Here is a 16,706-nt window from a genome sequence, read left to right on the forward strand (position 1 = left end):
CTAAAACTTACCTGATGATTTAACAGTGATTATCAAATTATTAACCGCTGCTTCTGAGATGTGCAGAACAGGCTGCGGATAAATACCCAAACCAATGATCAATAAACAAATGATGCCTAATACCAGCTTCTCCGAACCGGTAATGTCGGTAAAAGTAGCGGTTAGCTCATTTGTGGTGCCCTGCATTACATGTTTGTACATGCGCAGCATATAAACAGCGCCAAAAATGATGGTAAGACCGGCAGCAATAGCTACCCACATGTTAAATTGATAAACACTGTTTAACAATAAAAATTCGCCTATAAAACCGTTGGTTAACGGCAATGCAACCGTACCCAGGGTGATAATTAAAAAGGCAATGGCAAACTGGGGGGCAACTTTAGCAATACCGCCTAGCTGGCTCAGGGTACGCGTACCCATGCGACGGCTGATAATATCCCAGATGAAGAACATACCAACAACGTTGATACCGTGGCTCAGCATCTGGATCATTGAGCCTTGCAAACCTTGCTGATTAAAAGCGAAGATACCTGCAGCAATTAACCCAACGTGCGCTATTGATGAATAGGCCACTAAACGTTTACCGTCTGTTTGCGTGAAGGCAATGATAGACGCGTAAACAATACCAATAACCGACATACCGATGGCAACAGTTTGCCACGAGTAAAAACCTGCAGGTATGATAGGGATCAACCATCTGATGACACCGTAGATACCCATTTTAAGCATGATACCCGATAACAGCATGGTACCCGCAGTTGGCGACTCGGTATAGGTATCCGGCTGCCAGGTATGGAACGGAAACAAAGGCATTTTGATAGCAAAGGCTATAAAGAAAGCCCAGAATATCAGGCTTGAATGACCTGATACAGCAGCGCCGGCTTTATACAGATCATGAATATCATAAGTTTGACCCGGCGATTGCAGGTAAACAAAGATCAATCCCAGCAACATGAATAATGAGCCGGCAAAGGTGTAGATGAAAAATTTAATGGTAACGCGAATTCTGTTTTCGCCGCCCCATAGTCCACTGATAAAGTAAATTGGAATTAAAGCTGCTTCCCATCCAACGTAAAACAAGAAACCGTCTAAAGCGGTAAATACAGTAAGCATACCGGCCTGCATAAATAGTATCAATGCGTAAAACGCATTAGCATTGCTGTATTTATGCTCGTAGGTACTCAAAATAATTAATGGAACCAGTACTGTTGTTAACAATACCATGATCATGCTTATGCCATCAATACCAGCTTTAAAGTAAATACCCATTGCAGGCATCCATGGTACATCAATTCCAAATTGACTGCTGGCATCGGGTGTAAACTTAGCTAAAAACACGCCTGCTAATGCCAGTTCAATCACCGAGAAAAATAATGCAGCGTGTTTAGCCGACTCGTTCTTGAACAGCAGAACAGCAAGCGCCGCAATTACCGGCAAAAATATTAATATGCTAACCGTCATTTTTATATTGTAAACAATTTTAAACTATATACCAAAAGGGCTACGATACCGATAACCATCATAAAGATGTAGAAGCCAACATTACCGGTTTGCAATAAGCGCAAAGCCTTACTGGTTTCTATAGTACCTTTACCTAAATCGTTAATTATACCGTCGATACCTAAGCGCTCGACAATATTATAGAAGAAACCTGAAAGGGCATCCAACGGACGGCGGATCAGGAAGTCATAGATTTCGTCCACATAAAATTTGTGGTAAGAAAGATTAGTCAGTATTGAGCGTTCCTCCGTATCTTCAACCGGAACCTGAGCATTTTTAACGTATTTGATATAGGCATAGATCAAAGCCACCAAAGCTCCGATTACTGATGCAGCCATTAGGCCCATTTCGGTGCTGCTGCTTAGCTCATGTTCGCCCATTATTTTGGCTGATGGCTCGAAAACCGGGGCCAGGAAAGCATGTAATTCATGATGTCCGCCTAAAACTGCCGGCACGCCGATAAAACCCGCTACTGCTGATAACACGGCCAGCACGATCAGCGGGATGGTCATGTTAGCAGGCGACTCATGTAAATGATGCTCTTGTTCATGTGTACCGCGGAATTTGCCCCAGAAAGTCAGATACATCATGCGGAACATATAGAACGAGGTGAGCATAGCGGTAATAACACCTACTACATAGTAAGTTGGGTTATGTGCGTAGGCTGCTGCCAAGATTTCGTCTTTTGAGAAAAAGCCTGAAAATGGAGGTATACCTGCGATGGCAATGGTGCCAATCAGCATGGTGATGAAGGTTATTTTGATCTTACCTTTCAAACCGCCCATTTTGCGCATATCCTGTTCGCCGCCCATAGCGTGAATTACAGAACCTGCACCTAAGAATAATAAGGCTTTAAAGAATGCATGCGTTAACACGTGGAAGAATGCTCCGGTGTAAGCGCCAACGCCCAAACCCAGGAACATATAACCTAGCTGAGATACGGTTGAATAAGCCAGTACCTTTTTAATATCTGTTTGTGTCAGGGCAATCAAAGCTGCAAAAGCAGCAGTGATCAAACCGATAACTGCAACCACTTCCATGGTTTCAGGAGCCAGCGTGAAGAGGATGTTTGAGCGGGCAATCATATAGATACCTGCAGTAACCATCGTAGCGGCGTGGATCAGGGCAGAAACTGGTGTCGGACCGGCCATTGCATCTGGTAACCAGGTAAACAATGGCAACTGTGCCGATTTACCTACTGCACCTACAAATAACAGCAAAGTGATCAACACAAATGGTGCATCGTGCACGCTGGTAGCTCTCTCAAATACTTCTTTGTAAGCTATGCTATCAAAAGTTTGGAAGATCAGGAATATACCCAGTAAAAAACCCAGGTCACCAATACGGTTCATGATGAAGGCTTTCTTGGCTGCATCGGCATAGCTTGGGTTGGTATACCAAAAACCGATAAGCAGGTAAGAACATAAACCTACACCTTCCCAGCCAATGAACATGATCAGGTAGTTTGAACCCATCACCAATAAAAGCATAAAGAACACGAACAGGTTCAGGTAAGCAAAGAACTTACCGAAGCCGTCATCGTCATGCATATAGCCTACTGAATACAGATGGATCAGGAAACCTACACCGGTAATGATCATCAGCATAATACCGCTTAACTGGTCAACCAGGAATGAGAAGCTAACATGCAGTTTGCCTACGTTGAACCAGTCGAACAGGTTAACTTCAATTCCATGTCCGGTTGATTTGATTTGGAAAAAAGTAGCAACACTCAATCCAAATGCTACAAGCACCAATAAACTGCCAATAGTGCCAATTACGCCTTTTGACAGCGTATTGCGACCCAGGCCGTTAATAACGAAACCGGCTAACGGTAATAAAGGAATAAGCCAGATGTATTTCTCCATTGTATTATGTCGTACGTTTAACGTTGTACGTAGTACGTTTTTACTCTATTATTTAATCAATTCAAACTCCGGAATCGAACATCCGAAATACGAAATCAATCTACCATTTCAATCTATTCAGTACCTTAATGTCTATCGAGTTGGTGTTGCGGTAAATCATTACGATGATGGCCAGGCCTATTGCAACCTCGGCTGCGGCAAGGGCCATAATGAAGAACACAAATACCTGCCCGCTGGCATCGCCCAGATAAACCGAGAAAGCGGTTAACAGCAGGTTTACAGCGTTCAGCATCAACTCAACCGACATAAAGATCACTATCGCGTTACGACGCAGCAAAACGCCAATAACACCTATTGAAAATATAACCGCGCTTAAAGTGATGTAAGCGTTAAGCGGCACGGTTTGTATGGTTTGTGTTAATTGTTCCATGATGATTACGCAGTAGGTTTTGGATCTTTAGTAGCCAGTAAAACCGCACCTACCATTGCCGATAGCAGCAATACCGATGAAATTTCAAAAGGCAACAAATACTCGTTGAACAATGTCTTTCCTAAGTTTTTAACCAAACCCAGGTTGGTATCTTTCAATACCACAGGTACCGAGCCGGTAAAGGTTTTTAAAGCTGCTACTATGGTTACCAGGAAACATCCGCCACCAATAACCGCTGCTATTTTTACCAGGTTGGTTTTGACAGGCTCGCTCTCTTTGTTCAGGTTCATCAGCATCAGCGTGTACAGGAATAATACTAAGATAGCGCCCATGTAAACAATAAAGTTTACGATGGCCAGAAACTGGGCATTCAGTAAAATGTAGTGAACAGTGAACGTAAAAAACGTTAAGATCAGATAAAGGATACTATGAACCGGATTTTTGGCAGATATCACCAAAATGGCGAAGATGACTGACAAAGCCGCAATAAAGTAAAATGTATTCATGCTTAAATTTACAAGACATTTGCCCCGCTAAAAATCGGGGCAAATGTATAAAACTTCTTTATTGATTTAACGGCGCCTCAACTAATTTGTCTTTGCCGTAAATAAAATCCTTTCTCAAATAATCAGACGGAACAAAGTCGCCATCCAAATAAATTGCCTCTTTAGGGCATGCTTCCTCACATAATCCACAGAAAATGCAACGCAGCATATTGATTTCATAAACTGCAGCATACTTTTCTTCGCGATACAGGTTTTCTTCACCTTTCTGACGCTCGGCAGCAGTCATGGTAATAGCCTCTGCCGGGCATGATAAAGCGCACAAGCCGCAGGCGGTACAACGCTCTCTGCCTTGCTCGTCGCGTTTCAAAGAGTGCATACCACGGAAGTTTTCAGAAAACTCACGCCGTTCTTCAGGGTATGAAATGGTAACCGGCTTTTTCCAGAAGTGCTTCATGGTAATTGAAAGCCCTTTAGCTATAGCAGGTAAATAAGAACGCTCAAGCAGGTTAAGCGGCTTGTTATTTACTTCTTTTCTTTTATTACTTAATGGTTCCATCTTTATCCTCTAATAAAAGTAATCCAAACTCCGGTGATAATAATATTGATTATGGCCAGAGGGATGAGGCTTTTCCAGCCCAGGTCCATCAATTGGTCATAACGGAAACGCGGGATTGTCCAGCGTACCCACATAAAGAAGAATATGAACGCAAATATTTTTGCAAAAAGCACCAGTACACCAATAATGGTTACCAGGTTTGGCGAATGGATCATATCCATGAACGGAAAGTTGTAGCCGCCAAAATACAGCGTAGCCATAACTGCCGATGAAATAAACATATTGATATACTCAGCAAACAGGTAAAAACCCAGTTTCATTGATGAGTACTCAGTATGATAACCACCTACCAGTTCGGTTTCGCACTCAGGCAAGTCGAACGGTGAACGGTTTGTTTCGGCGAAAGCACATACGATGAACAGCAGGAAGCCCAATGGTTGTTTGAAGAAGTTCCAGGTAAACCAGCCATGTTCCCAAAAACCGTGTTGCTGCTCTGCTATCTGACGAAGGCTCAAGGTACCTGTTACCAGCAATAATGCGATGATAGACAAGCCCATTGAAATTTCGTAGCTGATGTTTTGTGACGCTGCACGGATAGCGCCCAGCAAAGAGTATTTATTATTTGATGCCCAGCCACCAATCATGATACCATATACACCCAGCGACACTACGCCAAAAATGTAAAGGATACCTACATTAATATCTGCAACCTGCAGATCAATAACGTGGTTACCAATAGTTAGCGTTTGCCCCCAGGGAATAACAGCCGAGCCTATACATGCTGTAGTAATTGCCAGCGCCGGACCAACAATAAATAAAAAACCGCTAGAGTTGGTTGGGATGATCTCTTCTTTCAGAAACATCTTACCACCGTCGGCCAAAGGTTGTAATATGCCCCACGGGCCGGCACGGTTGGGGCCTACACGGTCCTGAAAAAAAGCCGCCAGTTTACGTTCGGCATAAGTAGAATACATGGCAATGACCAGGCTTATCGCAAAGATCACAACCACCAATATAATTTTAACTATGATGTCTGCTAATTCCATTATAATCGGGTTTCGCGTTCAAATTGTGTTTTATTAGCCTCTTGCAATACCGGATTGGTTTTAACAACCGGCAGCGGTTTCAGGGTTTCGTAGTGGTTAGCACTAATCACCGAGTGATGATCTACCTTACGCGGACCTTCAATTACCCAGTCAGCAGTTTTCTTTTTATCAAAACGGCAGGTGTTGCAGATAAACTCTTCAACCTCGCCATATTTGTCTTTACGTGCAGTTACGCGGATAACGTCATCGCCTTTGTACCAAAGGGTTACTTTACCGTTGCATTTTTCATGATCGCAATCGCGGTGAGCTTCAACCGGTTTGGTGAACCACACACGGTTTTTAAAGCGGAAAGTCTTATCAGTCAAAGCACCCACAGGGCAAACGTCGATAACATTTCCAGAGAAATCATTATCTACGGCTTTCTGGATATAAGTAGATATTTCAGAATGATCCCCGCGGTTCAATACGCCATGTACGCGTTGGTCGGTAATCTGGTCGGCAGTGAACACGCAACGGTAGCACAGGATGCAACGGGTCATGTGCAACTGAATTTTATCGCCGATATCAATTTTCTCAAATGTACGACGGTCAAACTCATAACGGGTTTTAACAGCACCGTGCTCAAAACCCAGATCCTGCAGGTGACATTCACCCGCCTGATCGCAAATAGGGCAATCCAACGGGTGATTGATCAACAACATCTCTACCACGCCTTTACGTGCCTCAATAACCTCTGGCGAAGTCATATTTTGCACTTCCATGCCATCCATACAATTGGTGCGGCACGACGCTACCAGTTTAGGCATAGGGCGAGGGTCTTTTTCAGAACCTTTGCTCACTTTCACCAAACAGGTACGGCATTTACCGCCACTACCTTGTAGTTTAGAATAATAGCACATAGCAGGCGGCACCACATCGCCACCAATAATTCTGGCAGCGTTCAGGATACTGGTTCCGTCTGGTACTTCTACTGATATTCCGTCTATTGTTACTTTCATTGACGCTTTATCTTAGTCAAATTATTATTTATTCTTTTTTGTCATGTTGAGCGATAGCGAAACATCTTATGCGCTTTGTTTGTCGCCTTGATAAGATCCTTCGCTTACGGTCAGGATGACAATTCCTTATCTCGACACGTCATTGCGAGGAACGAAGCAATCTCTACACATGCAAATCCGAATTGCCTATCGGGGATTGCTTCGTGCCTCGCTATGACGCGCGTACTATTTATTTACTAAGCCGTTGCTTCCGGCTTGGGCTCTGGTTTTGGCAATGGATCAGCATAATGCGCTAAACCATAGTTTCTGGTTACCGCTTCACTTGCGTGCGATACGTGCCATTCAAACTCGTCACGGAAATGGCGAATAGCACTGGCTACCGGCCATGCTGCTGCGTCGCCAAGCGGACAGATGGTATTACCTTCTATCTTTTTGGATACGTCAACCAGAAGATCCATATCGCTCATGCTGCCGTGTCCATGTTCTAAACGATGCAATACTTTTTCCATCCAACCGGTACCTTCACGGCAAGGCGAACACTGTCCGCAGCTCTCGTGGTGATAGAAACGGGCGAAGTTCCAGGTATTACGTACGATACAAGCATCCTCATCAAACGCAATGAAACCACCTGATCCCATCATGGTACCGCTCACAAAACCGCCTTCGGCTAATGATTCATAGCTCATCAGGCGACCTTCGCCGGCAATGGTTTTCATGAACAGGTTAGCAGGTAAAATTGGTACAGACGAACCACCCGCAACAACCGCTTTTAAGCGTTTGCCGCCAGCGATACCACCGCAATACTCATCGCTATATAAAAACTCTTCAACCGGCAGGCCAAGCTCAATCTCGTAAACACCAGGTTTAGCCAGGTTACCACCAGCAGATATCAGTTTGGTACCAGTACTACGGCCGATACCAATTTTAGCATACTCTTCGCCACCGTCATTAACAATAGGTACTACGGCTGCAATTGATTCGACATTGTTCACCACCGTCGGGCAGCCATACAAACCAGCAATAGCCGGGAATGGCGGTTTAATACGCGGGTTACCACGTTTACCTTCCAGTGATTCTAATAAAGCAGTTTCTTCACCGCAGATGTATGCACCACCACCCGGTTGTACATACAGCTCCAGATCATAACCACTGCCCAAAATATTTTTACCTAAGAAACCGTTTGCTTTTGCCTCTGCAATGGCTTTCTCCAGGATGCGGATCTGCGGCATCATCTCGCCACGCAGGTATATGTATGATGTGTTAGCGCCTAAAGCATAACTGCTGGTAATCATACCCTCAATTAACAAGTGAGGGATATAGGTCATCAAAAAACGGTCTTTGAAAGTGCCCGGTTCAGACTCATCACCGTTGCAAACCAAGTAACGTGGTACACCTTCTGGTTTAGCCAGGAAGCTCCATTTCATACCGGTAGGGAAACCGGCGCCACCGCGGCCACGCAAACCCGACTTCTTCACTTCTTCCACCACTTCGTCAGGTGTCATTTTCTTTAAAGCTTTCTCAACCGATGCGTAACCGCCGTTTTGACGATACACTTCAAAGGTATCGATGCCGGGTACGTTAATATGTTGTAAAAGTAATTTGCGTCCCATTTCTTAATATATTTTTCCCGTTGCTTTATAATAGTTAACGTGCTGCCAGATGCGTGTACTAAAGGCCAAAAAGGCTATCAGTACCTTGTAAGTTATATTTATTCCCGGAAAAGGGTTCAGATCTCCGGGCAGCAACAGCAATACAATCATCACTGCGTACAACACGTCCCTTATAATCATCATTGTTTTAGCGTTCATTGCTAGTAAAACCTCCCGGTTTCGTTATAATAGTTAATATGTCTAACCGCACAACTGGCAAATGCTATAACCAGCAGGGGCACCAGTATTAGTCCGTATTCGTTCAATCCGCCGGTTACCATAGTTAAGATGAAGCCTAATGCAAATAATGAATCGCCTAATATCAAATTTGCATTATCCATCACCCCGTACATTGGTCTTATCCTTTAGCTTTTAGGTCTGTGATCAATTGATCAACCGACTCATTGGTTAACTTCTCGTAGAAGGTATATTCCGGGCCAATCTGTAAAACCGGGCCAAAACCGCAGGCGGCCAGGCATTCAACCCCTCTCCAGCTAAATAAGCCGTCTTCAGTAACTTCGCCCTCTTTAACGCCTAGTTTTTCTTCCAGATGATCCATAATCTTTTCGGCACCAACCAGGCAGCAAGGCCCGGTGCGGCAAACCTCTAATACATATTTACCCTGCGGGCGTAAAAAATACATGGTGTAGAACGATGCCACCTCATAAACCTCGATAGGTTCAAGTTTAAGGTATTCGGCTACTTTATCCATTGCCAGTACACTCGTCCAGCCAAACTCGGCCTGCACTAAATGCAAAATTGGCAACAGGGCCGATTTTTGTTTCCCGGCCGGGTAACGGCTTACAATCTCGTCGAACTTAGCGATCAACGCGGCTGAAAATTCAACCGGAACTAATTCGGTATCTTCAACTCTAAGCATCTAATTCTCCGGCTATAACGTTTAAACTACTCATGTTAATAATCGCGTCAGACAGTAACATCCCCGCACTCATCGGAGCATACATCTGGTAATTAATAAAGCTTGGCCTGCGGAAGTGCAAACGATATGGAGCCCTGCCACCATCGTTAACCAAATAAAAACCCAACTCGCCGTTGGCACCTTCAACCGAATGATAAACTTCGGTAGTCGGTGTTGGTATTTCGCCCATCACAATTTTAAAGTGATAGATCAGCGCTTCCATGTTATTATATACCTCTTCTTTTGGAGGCAGGTAGAACTCAGGCACATCCGCATGGAAAATATCTGAAGGCTCTTTCTCCAGCTTAGCCAAAGCCTGTTCAATCAGGCGCAGGCTTTGCCACATTTCTTCGTTACGCACCAGGAAACGGTTATATACGTCGCCATTCTCTCCTACCGGTACTTCAAAGTCAAAGTCTTCGTAAGATGAGTACGGGTTCATCGCACGGACATCATAATCTACACCGGCAGCACGCAATAGCGGGCCGCTCCAGCTATAGCTTAATGCATCTTCGGCAGTAACAGCAGCCACGTCGCGGGTACGGTCAACAAATATCCTGTTACGGTTAAACAGTGCTTCAAATTCTTTCAGTGTTTTTGGGAATTCAACCAAGAATTTGCGCAGTTTGTCAAATGCTTTGGTGTTAAAGTTACGCTCAAAACCGCCTATACGACCAATATTGGTTGTTAAGCGCGAGCCGCAAACTTCTTCATAAATTTCGTAGATCGACTCGCGGAACTCCATCATGTACAAGAAACCGGTAAAAGCGCCGGTATCTACACCCAATACGCCGTTACACACAATGTGGTCGGCTATACGTGCCAGTTCCATTACGATGATACGAAGGTAATCTACACGTTTTGGCGTAGTGATACCCAACAGCTTCTCAACCGTCATGTGCCAACCCATGTTATTGATTGGCGATGAGCAATAGTTTAAGCGGTCGGTTAATGGCGTGATCTGATAAAACGGCCTGTGTTCGGCAATTTTCTCAAAAGCGCGGTGAATGTACCCGATGGTTGATACGCCGCTAACAATTCTTTCGCCATCTAACTGCAGTACGTTCTGGAAAACCCCGTGGGTAGCCGGGTGGGTTGGACCCAGGTTAAGGGTGGAGTTTTCGCTCTGCGGATCGTTATCTGTATATACCGGATGGTTTTGCATCTCTTATCGTCCGAAAAAGTAATCTTTTTTATCAACACGGTTAGGGTCCTCAAGCGGGAATTCTTTCCGCATCGGGAAGGCCGTCATGTCGTCAACATTTAAAATTCTGCGCAAGTCAGGGTGACCGTCGAAAATCACACCGAACAGGTCGTATGTTTCGCGCTCCATCCAGTTGGCTCCGTTCCAAAGCACGGTAGCAGTGGGTATGTGGCAATCAACAGCATCAATAAACACTTTGATGCGGATACGCACATTATTTGCCAGGCTGTGTAAATGATATAATACGCCGATAGCTTTTTCCTGTTCAGGATAGTGAATGGCGGTAATGTCTGTCAAATAAATGAATTGAAGTACAGAATCATTTTTCAGGTAACTTAACAAATCGATGATCTGATCCGTAGTCGTCTCAATAGTAAGCAAACCAAAAGGCTCGCCTATAACCGTTATCCTTCCTTCAAACTTACTATTAATGCTGTTTAACAGCTCTTCGTTAGTGATCTTACCCATTACTGAATTCCGTATGAAGCTAATAGTTTTTGGTACTCAGGCGTATCTCTTCTGCGCAATGATTCGGTTTTAACCAACTCCTGTATGTGCATAAAGCCATCAATAATAGCTTCAGGGCGCGGAGGGCAGCCAGGCACGTAAACGTCAACCGGGATAATCTCGTCAATACCCTGCAATACAGAATAGGTATCAAATATACCACCGCTCGATGCGCAAGCGCCCACGGCCATAACCCAACGCGGTTCGGCCATTTGCAGGTAAACCTGACGCAGCACAGGACCCATTTTTTTAGCGATGGTACCCATAACCATTAATAAATCGGCCTGGCGCGGCGAGAAGCTCAAACGTTCTGCACCAAATCTCGACAAGTCATAGTGTGAAGCCATAGTGGCCATAAACTCGATACCGCAACATGAAGTTGCAAAGGGTAATGGCCATAATGAATTTGCGCGAGCCAGACCTACGGCCTGATCAAGCGATGTGGCAAAGAATCCTGCTCCTTCCACACCGGCGGGAGCATTAACTATTTGAATATCACTCATGAAATGTATTACTACAAATTTCTATCCAAAACGTAGATAGAATGCGCAAATTTATGATAAAAAACATTGTATTTTGTACACTTATAATTCCTGCAGATATATTTAGAATTATTCTAAACAAATATCGCATAAGCAATTTTTTAAGTCAACAATCTTCGCCCTTGTCATTTCGAACAATAGTGAGAAATCTATACACATGCTTAGTTTGGCCTAAATATCTATGCATAGATTTCTCACTATCGTTCGAAATGACATAGACTAATTTTCTTTCAAGAGCCTTCCTCGATAAGTAAAGGTTGGGAGGAGTTAATCCCAGTTTAAAGCGCCTTTTTTAATAACATAGATAAAGCCGGCCAGCAATGTTGCCATGAAGATAAACATCTCAATCATACCGGTTGACCCTAAAGCTTTGAAGTTTACTGCCCAGGGATACATAAATATCACTTCGACATCAAACAACACAAACAGGATAGCTACCAGGAAGTATTTAATCGATATAGGCGTGCGTGCGTTACCAATAACCTCAATACCCGACTCAAACGGGGTGAGTTTATCTTTCGTTTTACGCTTTGGCCCAAGTTTGTGGGTGGCAAACATGGTACCTACGGCAAAAGCCACAGCTACGATGATCTGAAATATGATAGGTAAATAATTTACGGGTAAACTTTGTGCTTCCATGGCTGCAAATATATACAAATGAAGGGTAAATAAAAAAGGCCCCGAACGGAGCCTTTTTTATTAGATATTACTTGCTAGCTTTTTTTGGTGGAGATGCAGCCCCGCCGTTTTTCTGTTCAAAATAGTAATTAGCTTGTTTGCTATCAGGGTTAAGCTCCTTCGCCTTAGTAAAATTTTCATTTGCCTTTGCATCATCTTTATCATGATACTGGGCATAGGTCCCTAAATAGGCGTAGGCTTCAGCAAAATCTTTCTTATCTCTGTCGCTGGTTGGCGGATTAGCTGTATAATACTCTATTATTTTGTTATAATAAGGCAGCGGTAAGCCTTTCATGTTATTTACATCGCCATCTTTTAGTAATGCAACGCGCGCTCGATATTGATAAATAGAAGGCGGTACCTTATCGCCCATTGCTTTTTGAGCGAAACTTAAAGCTGAATCAGCCTTTACTAATAAAGTCGAATCTGGGTTTTTAGAACTGAAAGAGAAGTAATAATAAATACCTTGATAAACGTGATCAGTAACTAAAGGTTTGTGCACCTTGCTTGTCTCTTCATCATACGCTTTAGCGGTATTTAAATAGTCTTTTTTTGCCTTATAAATGGCTATGATATCGGCATAGGCATCCTGTACCTTGTTAGTATCCAGGTCGGCGTACTTTTTAAGGCTTTCAATACCCTTAGTAGTATCGCCGGCAGCTACTTGTAAACGGCCCAGGTAATAGTAGTCAAGCGGTAAAATACGGTTAGGTGTAGCTTTGGTAAACCAGCTGTTCAAAGCATCTAAACCTGCTTTGTAGTCTTTGTTCTCATAAGCAGCATAACCTAAATAACGATATACGCGAGCGTTAGCGTTAGCATTTTTTGAAAGTTTAGTAGCAACTTCCTGCAAGGTTGTGTAATCGCCGGCATTAACCAGGAAGTCGGCATAACGCAACAACGACTCTAAAGACTCATCGGTTAACGTGATATATTTTTTATAGTTCTCAACTGCTTCCTTGATTTTTGCTGAAGCTACTTTAATATTTTCCTGAGCTTCGTCTTTCTGAGTTTCCGCCAGTTCACGGTAAGCCGGGCCATAGTTTGGATCTATAGCGATAGCTGCTTGGAATTGCTTTTCAGAATCCTCATAGTTATGCGCATAGCGCCATAGTACGCCAGTAGCAACGTTGGCGCTAACTGATTTTGGATCAAGCGTCAAAGCACCTTGATACGCGTCGTAAGCAGCGTTGCTATTCAATTGCGAACGGTAGGCGTTACCCAAAGTAACTTGTACGTCTACGTCTTTAGGGTTAATAGTTTTTGCTTTAGTTAAAGCGTCGATAGCTGCATTTGCTTTGGCAGGCGGAAATTTACCGTCTTTTGCATCCATCAAATAAGCCTTACCTATATACAAATATGGCTGGTCGTCTTTTTTACCGGTAACTGAAATAGCCTGGTTAAATTGCGAAGTAGCGCCGGCATTATCATTAGCAGCTAAAGCAACTGCGCCCAAACCCACGTAGTTTAAGGCTGATTTTGGTTCAAGCGCTATACCTTTAGTAAAAGTGGCTTTTGCTGAATCAGCATAATCCTGAATTAAATATACCCATCCTAAGTAGAAAAGGTTTTCGTCGCTTTTAGGTTGCGTAACTGTCAAATTTTTCAGCATCCCTTTTGCTTTCTGATACTGCTCGGCATCAATAGCTTTTTTAGCGTCGTCTAAACTCTGCGCAAAAACTGCCGACCCGATAAATACCAGTCCCAATGCTACACTAGCTATTTTACTGATCATTTTCATTGCTTAATTAATTTTTAGTTAGTATGTGTTTATAAGTTTCGTTTAATAACTATATCCCTTGGCGGTATTGAGTCAGGCAATATACCCGATCTTAAAATTATCCTCTGCCCTCTGTCGCTCATTACAAATTGAGCAAATCCCGATCCAAGACCCATTTTACCTGTGGAATTTACAAGGTACAAATTTCTGGCAAAAGGATATTGGTTTAACGCCAAAGTTGTTTGTGACGGTTTAAAGTACTGGCTGGGGGCCTGTTTGCTATTTTCATCCCGTATGCCTACAATCTTTACTTTTCCTACCGCATCAGCATAATCTTTGTCCGGATCATTTAACCAGCTGAAACCGGTTATCCCAATGGCCTGCGGATGCTGGCTGATATATTTTATAACTTCTTTATTGTTTTTGACTGCAAAAACGTTTTTTAGTTTAAACTCTTTATTGCCTGAAAAGTCTTTCAAATACCTCACCAAACTTGAGTTTGGATTATCAAAAACGATATCCACATTAGTTTTAGTCTGTCCGTTAAGCATTTTTTTGACGTCGCTTACGGTCATTTGGGTATCCGCCGATGCCTGGTTAACAATTAATGTAACTGCGTCAACGGCGAATCGTTGGGTTACCGGCGGCAAGGTACGCTCGGTTAATATCTTTTTTTCGTCAGCGCTCAGGTCGCGCGTTAAAATGGCGAACCTTACGCTGTCGTTCAATAAACGTCTTAAAACGGTATTTTCTGTTTGATAAGAGATCTGCAGATTTGCCTTCTCATTAAAATGCTTAAATATATAAGCAACTTCTTCAACAATAGCCTCTGCCGATTCATCGGCAGCTATTGCTATTGTACCTGAATTAACGGTGTCTTCCTGCACCGCCGGGGTTGATTTTTGTTTGCAGCTTTGCAAACAAAACAATGCAGACAAGCTTAGTAATAAAAACCCGGCTCTTTTATTCATCGGTGTCTTCCTTTTTAAATAGCCTTATAAATCTGTAAATTCCGTAAATGATAAGCAGTATACCGAATACGATTTTTTTGACACCGTAATCTGGTAAAATCTCATCCCAGAATATTACAGTAAGACCAGCAGCTAAATAACAGATAAATGCAAATACTCCAAAAATAAACAGAAATCGCCTTTGGAGCGATTTCTGTTTATCACGAGAATTGTAAGGCATGCGCTAGTCTTGAGTTTCCAACGTAAAGTTAATTGGCACCGTGTAGTTTACACGTACAGGGCGGCCGTTTTGTTTACCTGGTTTCCATTTTGGTGATTTTTTCAATACGCGAACAGCCTCATCTTTCATGGTTTGGCTTGGGCCACGTACTGCTACGATATCAGTTAAGCTTCCGTCTTTTTCAACAACGAAAGTACAGAACACTTTACCGCTGACACCATTTTCTCTATCAACAGCAGGGAATTTGATATTGTCTGTTAAATATTTACCAAATGCCTCTAAGCCTCCAGGGAATTCAGGCATAGCTTCTACCTGGGTAAATATTTTATTACCATCATCCTCAGTAACAGCTTTTGTATCGCTGTTACCTACAGGCTCGTCGATGCGGATGTCGGCATTCGGGTCGCCTTTTTGGTCTTTCTGACCAGGGTCAGAAGTCTGCAGGTCTTTCTGAGTTGGCGGTTCTTCATGCACCTCGTTATCCGGCTTCACAATCGGAGGCGGAAATTTTACCTGATCCGTTTTTGGTTTTGGCGGTTCAGGAGGTGGCGGAGGTGGCAATTTTTTTGTATCAGGCGGAGGTGGTGTTAAAACCACGTCCGTGATCTTTACCTTAGGTGGAGCTTTTGGAATAAAACCCTGGATCTTATTAATGATTGTTGGTAACGAAATTACAAAGACGAAGAATGCAGCACCAAAGAAAAGTGCACGGTTAGTTCTGCCCGGGCTGTTCTTTCTTAGCTCATATGCTCCGTAAGCTTTGTTTCTATTGTTAAAAACAACATCGATCCAATCCTGATTTATGATGTCTAATTTAGATCTAAGCATTATTTAAGCTTTAATTTTTAATATTAATAAACGTTGTCTCTCTTCAGCAAACCAATTTCAGCCGGGCTGATGTCAACAATAGCACGTTGCTCATTACCAACAATATTTAACTCATCCATCATGCTTACCATGTCTGCATAAGTTGATTTATCGCTTGGTTTAATGATAACGATCATTGGCTTACCTGATTTAGCCATAACTTCTTTGCTTTTCTCTAACAAAGACTCACGTATACCTGTTTTACCAAAACCAGTAACAGTTGGAGCTGTCAGCGGGTTGGTTGGCATACCCATAAACCATTCTACCTTGTTATTTGACCCCAGCAACACAGTCATTGTGCGGGTTTCCGGAACAGGCAATTGGTTGTTATTTTTTTCGTCTTTATCCGGCATGGTCAAGTCCATTGCTTTGGGCTTTTGCAGTGTTGTGGTAAGGATAAAGAAAGTGATTAGTAAGAACGCCAAGTCCACCATCGCGGTTAAGTCAACCCGGGCGTTCTTTTTCTTGGTTCTTACCTTGCCACCGTCTTTTTTACCCCCACCGGAGGTATCTAATTCTGCCATG

The 16,706-nt window shown here is 43.2% G+C and carries 19 protein-coding genes; all 19 read right to left on the reverse strand.

All coding sequences use genetic code 11. The features are described from left to right. Positions 1-1,461 carry a complex I subunit 4 family protein gene (locus ACFS5N_RS19040; protein ID WP_377189556.1) on the reverse strand — a complete coding sequence of 487 codons (1,461 nt, stop codon included), beginning with the start codon at positions 1,459-1,461 and terminating at the stop codon, positions 1-3. Positions 1,462-1,463: 2 nt separating this feature from the next. Next, positions 1,464-3,368 carry an NADH-quinone oxidoreductase subunit L gene (gene nuoL / locus ACFS5N_RS19045; protein ID WP_377189559.1) on the reverse strand — a complete coding sequence of 635 codons (1,905 nt, stop codon included), beginning with the start codon at positions 3,366-3,368 and terminating at the stop codon, positions 1,464-1,466. 100 nt (positions 3,369-3,468) lie between these two features. Further along, on the reverse strand, positions 3,469-3,798 hold the full coding sequence (gene nuoK, locus ACFS5N_RS19050) for an NADH-quinone oxidoreductase subunit NuoK (protein ID WP_377189562.1): 330 nt from the start codon (positions 3,796-3,798) through the stop codon (positions 3,469-3,471). Positions 3,799-3,803: 5 nt separating this feature from the next. Next, complete coding sequence (locus ACFS5N_RS19055; RefSeq protein WP_377189565.1) at positions 3,804-4,304, reverse strand: NADH-quinone oxidoreductase subunit J family protein; 501 nt, start codon at positions 4,302-4,304, stop codon at positions 3,804-3,806. Between the two features lie 58 nt (positions 4,305-4,362). Then, positions 4,363-4,860: a NuoI/complex I 23 kDa subunit family protein gene (locus tag ACFS5N_RS19060; RefSeq protein ID WP_377189568.1), complete on the reverse strand. Its 498-nt coding sequence runs from the start codon at positions 4,858-4,860 to the stop codon at positions 4,363-4,365. 2 nt (positions 4,861-4,862) lie between these two features. After that, complete coding sequence (nuoH, locus tag ACFS5N_RS19065) at positions 4,863-5,906, reverse strand: NADH-quinone oxidoreductase subunit NuoH (protein ID WP_377189571.1); 1,044 nt, start codon at positions 5,904-5,906, stop codon at positions 4,863-4,865. Next, positions 5,906-6,904: a 2Fe-2S iron-sulfur cluster-binding protein gene (locus ACFS5N_RS19070; protein ID WP_377189574.1), complete on the reverse strand. Its 999-nt coding sequence runs from the start codon at positions 6,902-6,904 to the stop codon at positions 5,906-5,908. The genes nuoH and ACFS5N_RS19070 overlap by 1 nt, the downstream gene beginning before the upstream one ends. Before the next feature lie 236 nt (positions 6,905-7,140). After that, positions 7,141-8,514, reverse strand: coding sequence for an NADH-quinone oxidoreductase subunit NuoF (gene nuoF, locus ACFS5N_RS19075; protein WP_377189577.1), 1,374 nt, complete (start codon positions 8,512-8,514; stop codon positions 7,141-7,143). Positions 8,515-8,517: 3 nt separating this feature from the next. Continuing rightward, positions 8,518-8,697 (reverse strand): hypothetical protein, encoded by a 180-nt coding sequence (locus ACFS5N_RS19080; protein WP_377189580.1) that lies wholly within the window; start codon positions 8,695-8,697, stop codon positions 8,518-8,520. A gap of 17 nt (positions 8,698-8,714) precedes the next feature. After that, entirely contained in the window at positions 8,715-8,894 is a 180-nt protein-coding gene (locus tag ACFS5N_RS19085) for a hypothetical protein (protein ID WP_377189583.1), read from the reverse strand. Between the two features lie 17 nt (positions 8,895-8,911). Next, positions 8,912-9,433, reverse strand: coding sequence for an NADH-quinone oxidoreductase subunit NuoE family protein (locus ACFS5N_RS19090; protein WP_377189586.1), 522 nt, complete (start codon positions 9,431-9,433; stop codon positions 8,912-8,914). Then, positions 9,426-10,637 (reverse strand): NADH-quinone oxidoreductase subunit D, encoded by a 1,212-nt coding sequence (locus ACFS5N_RS19095; protein WP_377189589.1) that lies wholly within the window; start codon positions 10,635-10,637, stop codon positions 9,426-9,428. The genes ACFS5N_RS19090 and ACFS5N_RS19095 overlap by 8 nt, the downstream gene beginning before the upstream one ends. Positions 10,638-10,640: 3 nt before the next feature. After that, on the reverse strand, positions 10,641-11,144 hold the full coding sequence (locus ACFS5N_RS19100) for an NADH-quinone oxidoreductase subunit C (protein WP_377189592.1): 504 nt from the start codon (positions 11,142-11,144) through the stop codon (positions 10,641-10,643). Continuing rightward, a complete protein-coding gene (locus tag ACFS5N_RS19105) occupies positions 11,144-11,686 on the reverse strand; it encodes an NADH-quinone oxidoreductase subunit B (protein WP_377189595.1) in 543 nt (180 codons plus the stop codon). The genes ACFS5N_RS19100 and ACFS5N_RS19105 overlap by 1 nt, the downstream gene beginning before the upstream one ends. A gap of 306 nt (positions 11,687-11,992) precedes the next feature. Continuing rightward, the gene (locus ACFS5N_RS19110) at positions 11,993-12,364 is read right to left on the reverse strand and encodes an NADH-quinone oxidoreductase subunit A (protein ID WP_377189598.1); all 372 of its coding nucleotides are present in this window, start codon (positions 12,362-12,364) and stop codon (positions 11,993-11,995) included. 67 nt (positions 12,365-12,431) lie between these two features. After that, positions 12,432-14,144, reverse strand: a complete 1,713-nt coding sequence (locus tag ACFS5N_RS19115; protein WP_377189601.1) for a tetratricopeptide repeat protein — start codon at positions 14,142-14,144, stop codon at positions 12,432-12,434. Positions 14,145-14,173: 29 nt separating this feature from the next. Beyond that, entirely contained in the window at positions 14,174-15,094 is a 921-nt protein-coding gene (locus tag ACFS5N_RS19120) for a PstS family phosphate ABC transporter substrate-binding protein (RefSeq protein WP_377189604.1), read from the reverse strand. A gap of 223 nt (positions 15,095-15,317) precedes the next feature. Beyond that, positions 15,318-16,142: an energy transducer TonB gene (locus tag ACFS5N_RS19125; RefSeq protein ID WP_377189607.1), complete on the reverse strand. Its 825-nt coding sequence runs from the start codon at positions 16,140-16,142 to the stop codon at positions 15,318-15,320. Positions 16,143-16,165: 23 nt separating this feature from the next. Further along, positions 16,166-16,705, reverse strand: coding sequence for an ExbD/TolR family protein (locus ACFS5N_RS19130; RefSeq protein WP_377189610.1), 540 nt, complete (start codon positions 16,703-16,705; stop codon positions 16,166-16,168). Position 16,706 lies beyond the last annotated feature (1 nt).

Source organism: Mucilaginibacter ximonensis, assembly GCF_042686265.1.
Taxonomy (GTDB): Bacteria; Bacteroidota; Bacteroidia; order Sphingobacteriales; family Sphingobacteriaceae; genus Mucilaginibacter; species Mucilaginibacter ximonensis.

Bases quoted from the DNA above. Each gene is read 5' to 3' on its own strand.
- ACFS5N_RS19040 (WP_377189556.1), bottom strand. From the start codon at position 1,461: ATGACGGTTAGCATATTAATATTTTTGCCGGTAATTGCGGCGCTTGCT.
- nuoL (WP_377189559.1), bottom strand. From the start codon at position 3,368: ATGGAGAAATACATCTGGCTTATTCCTTTATTACCGTTAGCCGGTTTC.
- nuoK (WP_377189562.1), bottom strand. From the start codon at position 3,798: ATGGAACAATTAACACAAACCATACAAACCGTGCCGCTTAACGCTTAC.
- ACFS5N_RS19055 (WP_377189565.1), bottom strand. From the start codon at position 4,304: ATGAATACATTTTACTTTATTGCGGCTTTGTCAGTCATCTTCGCCATT.
- ACFS5N_RS19060 (WP_377189568.1), bottom strand. From the start codon at position 4,860: ATGGAACCATTAAGTAATAAAAGAAAAGAAGTAAATAACAAGCCGCTT.
- nuoH (WP_377189571.1), bottom strand. From the start codon at position 5,906: ATGGAATTAGCAGACATCATAGTTAAAATTATATTGGTGGTTGTGATC.
- ACFS5N_RS19070 (WP_377189574.1), bottom strand. From the start codon at position 6,904: ATGAAAGTAACAATAGACGGAATATCAGTAGAAGTACCAGACGGAACC.
- nuoF (WP_377189577.1), bottom strand. From the start codon at position 8,514: ATGGGACGCAAATTACTTTTACAACATATTAACGTACCCGGCATCGAT.
- ACFS5N_RS19080 (WP_377189580.1), bottom strand. From the start codon at position 8,697: ATGATGATTATAAGGGACGTGTTGTACGCAGTGATGATTGTATTGCTG.
- ACFS5N_RS19085 (WP_377189583.1), bottom strand. From the start codon at position 8,894: ATGGATAATGCAAATTTGATATTAGGCGATTCATTATTTGCATTAGGC.
- ACFS5N_RS19090 (WP_377189586.1), bottom strand. From the start codon at position 9,433: ATGCTTAGAGTTGAAGATACCGAATTAGTTCCGGTTGAATTTTCAGCC.
- ACFS5N_RS19095 (WP_377189589.1), bottom strand. From the start codon at position 10,637: ATGCAAAACCATCCGGTATATACAGATAACGATCCGCAGAGCGAAAAC.
- ACFS5N_RS19100 (WP_377189592.1), bottom strand. From the start codon at position 11,144: ATGGGTAAGATCACTAACGAAGAGCTGTTAAACAGCATTAATAGTAAG.
- ACFS5N_RS19105 (WP_377189595.1), bottom strand. From the start codon at position 11,686: ATGAGTGATATTCAAATAGTTAATGCTCCCGCCGGTGTGGAAGGAGCA.
- ACFS5N_RS19110 (WP_377189598.1), bottom strand. From the start codon at position 12,364: ATGGAAGCACAAAGTTTACCCGTAAATTATTTACCTATCATATTTCAG.
- ACFS5N_RS19115 (WP_377189601.1), bottom strand. From the start codon at position 14,144: ATGAAAATGATCAGTAAAATAGCTAGTGTAGCATTGGGACTGGTATTT.
- ACFS5N_RS19120 (WP_377189604.1), bottom strand. From the start codon at position 15,094: ATGAATAAAAGAGCCGGGTTTTTATTACTAAGCTTGTCTGCATTGTTT.
- ACFS5N_RS19125 (WP_377189607.1), bottom strand. From the start codon at position 16,142: ATGCTTAGATCTAAATTAGACATCATAAATCAGGATTGGATCGATGTT.
- ACFS5N_RS19130 (WP_377189610.1), bottom strand. From the start codon at position 16,705: ATGGCAGAATTAGATACCTCCGGTGGGGGTAAAAAAGACGGTGGCAAG.